At 72.3% G+C, this 3,475-nt stretch carries 2 protein-coding genes; one reads left to right on the top strand and one right to left on the bottom strand.

The window, feature by feature from the left end:
* Nucleotides 1–1,499: DoxX family protein (locus tag GT042_RS12955; protein ID WP_161308855.1), on the bottom strand; the 1,499-nt coding region annotated here is incomplete at its 3' end.
* Between the two features lie 172 nt (nt 1,500–1,671).
* On the opposite strand from GT042_RS12955, the gene GT042_RS39040 reads away from it, so the two are divergent.
* Nucleotides 1,672–3,225 (top strand): glycosyltransferase, encoded by a 1,554-nt coding sequence (locus GT042_RS39040; protein ID WP_161308854.1) that lies wholly within the window; start codon nt 1,672–1,674, stop codon nt 3,223–3,225.
* Nucleotides 3,226–3,475: the final 250 nt, after the last annotated feature.

The following is a 3,475-nucleotide window of genomic DNA, read 5'->3' as shown; positions in this document are numbered from 1 at the left end:
GTCTCCCGCGCCGGAGTGCGCGCCGGTGCGGACTCCCGCGCCGCCGGGGCGCTGGAGCGGGTCGCCGACGGCTCCGCCGGCTTCCCCGACGTACGGCCGTCGCCCGACGGGCTGCCCGACGCGCTGGCGCGGCCGCTGGACTCGCGCGGGAGCGGGACGCCGGGCAGCTGGTTCACCGGGTCGTCGTTCGGACCCGGCACGGTGACCATGTCCGAGGACCGTACGGCCCCGCCGAGCACCGAACCGATCAGGAACGTCAGGCCGATCACCACGGACGCGAGGACCGCGCCCCGGCGCAGCACGCGCCGCCGCAGGTCCCAGATCTCCGAGCGCGGGCCGAGCCTGCGCCAGGCCTCGCCCGCGAGGCGGCCGTCCACCGAGTAGACGGGCGCGCCCGCGATGATCAGCGGCGACCAGGCGGCGAGGTAGATGATGTCGGGCGCGTCGTACGCCGGTACGGTCCGCCAGCTGACGGTCAGCAGCAGCGCCGCCGAGAGCACCGCGCCGAAGGACGCCGCGACCCGCTGCCACAGGCCGAGGACGGTCAGGACGCCGACGACGATCTGGAGGAACGCGATGCTGAGGCCCGCGCCCACCGGGTGCGAGAGCGCGAAGTCCCTGAGCGGCTCCGCGAGCGCCCACGGGTGCAGCGAGTGCAGCCACTTGACCATCGAGCCGCGCTCGCCGCCGTCGAAGTAGACGGGGTCGCACAGCTTGCCCATGCCCGCGTAGATCGAGATGAAGCCGAGGAAGACGCGGAGCGGGAGCAGCACCACGCCGAGGTTCATCCGGCGGCCGGGGTAGTACGCGTGCCGGACGGTGTCGGCGCCGTGGCGCTGGGCGCGCGGGCGGTCGTCGTCCGGGTCGAGGTCGTCGTACAACCCCTGCCCGGACAACCCCTGCCCGGACAGTTCCCGGTCGGACAACTCCCGGTCGGAGAGATCGTCTTCGGACGGCGCGTCGTAGGCGCCGACCGCCTGCCGCATGGGCGGCAGGAGCGGTCCCGGGCGCCCGCCGCCGGGCCGGCCGCCCGCGCCTCCGCGCCCGCCCACGACGGGCGTCAGGGTCGTGGCGTCGTCGTCCAGGTCGATGCGGGGGATGACCTGCGTGGCGCCCGCGTCGTGCCTCTCGTACCCCCCTTCGGGTACGGGTTCGTAGGTGCCGCCCGCGCGTACGGCCGCGGAGGTCCTGGCCGCGGTGGAGTTCCGTACGGCCTGGAGGAGTCCGGTCGCTCCCGGGTCTCCGGGCTCGGACCTGCCGCTCCACACGACGGGCGCACGACGGCGCGCGCCGCCGGCGGCGGGGGCGCCGCTCATGGCGGGGATGCGCGCGGTGTCCGTGAGGGTACGGACGACGGCGGCGCGCTGGGGCGATGCGAGCTTCACCCGGAAGCTGGCGTGGTTCACGATGACCTGCGCGGGATCGGAATCCACCTTGAGCATGCTCAGCGGGGGCTGATCGTCGAACCCGGGCCGGGGCGTTCTGGTGTCCACACTCATCTAACCGAGTGACTTGTGTTTAGGACACTGCCTTGACGCGCGCGAAATGTCCGAGACCCGTCAAGATCATCGGGCTGCGGGGATCCGGGGCGGATCAAGGTCGGACAAGTCGCCTGATTCGCGACTGTGGGCAGCTTCGGGCAGAGTTGGGGTCTTCTCCCGAGAGGCACGCATGAGTACCCCCAAGGTGAGTGTGGTGGTCCCCGTCTACGACCCGGGCGTCCACATCGAGGAACTGATCGCTTCCTTACTGCGACAGACCATGGCCGCAGGTGAGTTCGAGGTGATCTTCGTCGACGACGGGTCCACGGACGGCACCGGCGAGCGGCTCGACGCGCTGGCCGCCGCGCACGCGCACATCAGCGTCGTCCACATCCCCAACTCGGGGTGGCCGTCGCGCCCCCGCAACATCGGGATCGAACGCGCGCGCGGCGAGTACGTGCAGTTCGCCGACAACGACGACTGGTTCGGGGACGAGGCGCTCCAGCGCCTCTACGCGTACGCCAAGGAGAACGACGCGGACGTCGTCATCGGCAAGATGGCGGGCCGGGGGCGCGGGGTCCCGAAGGAGCTGTTCCGGCGCAACCATCCGCGGGCGACGCTCGCGACGGCTCCGCTGATCGACAGCCTCACCCCGCACAAGATGTTCCGCAGGTCGTTCCTGATGGACCACGGGCTGCGCTTCCCCGAGGGCAAGCGGCGCCTGGAGGACCATGTCTTCGTGACGGCGGCGTACTTCCTCGCCGAGCGGATCTCGGTCCTCTCCGACTACGTCTGCTACTTCCACGTCGCCCGCCCCGACGCGTCGAACGCGGGCTTCCGGCCCTTCGACCCGGCCGGGTACTTCGGCAACCTCCGCGAGGCGCTCGACATCGTGGACGCGCACACCGAGCCGGGCGCGCTGCGGGACCGGTTGCACCGGCGCTGGCTGCGGGTGGAGATGGTCGGGCGCCTGACCGCACCGCGCTACCGCGACGCGCCGGCCGCGTGGCGCGACGAGTTCTTCGCGGAGGTACGGTCCGCCCTCGCCGAACGCTTCGCGCCGGGGGTGGCGGCGGGGCTGGCGGCGCCGCAGCGGGCGGTGGTCGCCCTGGTCGAACAGGACCGGCCCGACGCGGTACGGGAGCTGGCGCGCTGGGAGTCGGCGGTACGGGTGAAGGCGTCGGCGCGGGTGACCGGGGAGCTGGAGATCACGGCGACGGGCGAACTGTTCGGCGCGGACGGGCCGTTGACGTTCCTGCATACGGAGGGCGGGGACTCGCTGTCGCCTCCGGTGACGGGGGTGTCCGCCGAGGTTCTGGACGTGACCGCGCGGTTGAAGTCGGCGCGGATGGATGTGTTGGTGCGGCGACGGGGGGGTGGGGGCGAGGAGTTCGTGCTGCCGGCGACGGTGACGGTGGAGCGGGTGGCGGTGGCGCCGTTGGCGCCTTTGGCGCCTTTGGCGCCGGGTGCCTCGGGTGCGCCGGGTGCGTCGGGTGCGCCGGGTGCGTTTCGGGTGGTCCATCGCACGGTGGCCCGTCTGGCGCCGGAGGCGATCAACGCGGGGCGTAACGCTGGGCGTTGGGAGGTGAAGGCGAGGGTCATCAGCTGCGGCTGGACGAAGGAGACGGAGCTTTCGCTGTCCCTGACGATGGCGGACGGCTCGCCGCCGGTGCTGCGGGAGGGGGCGGGGGCCCCTCTGCTTGTGCGCGTGAAGCGGCGGGTGCGGCGGGTGTTGGCGCGGTGACGGTGGTGGCGGCGGGGTGGTGGGCGCGGCGTGCTGTTGTCCTCAATCGCCGGACGGGCTTGGTTGTGGCCTCTGCCCGGTGCTCGGGCGCGGCTTACTGATGTCCTCAATCGCCGGACGGGCTGGGTTTGTCGTGGTGACGGGGGGCGGGGCCTCCGGAGGTACGTATGTCCGGACTGCATGTTTTACGGCGCCTCAGGAACACGTCCAGTTCACCGGAGTCATGCGCCACAAAACACGCTTTACGTCC

The sequence above is a fragment of the Streptomyces sp. SID3212 genome (genome assembly GCF_009865405.1).
Lineage (GTDB): Bacteria > Actinomycetota > Actinomycetes > Streptomycetales > Streptomycetaceae > Streptomyces.
Note: the sequence above shows the minus strand (reverse complement) of the source record. Positions and strands in the feature narration are given on the sequence as shown.

Excerpts from the sequence above, each read along its gene's own strand:
- GT042_RS39040 (WP_161308854.1), top strand. The coding sequence starts at position 1,672 with ATGAGTACCCCCAAGGTGAGTGTGGTGGTCCCCGTCTACGACCCGGGC.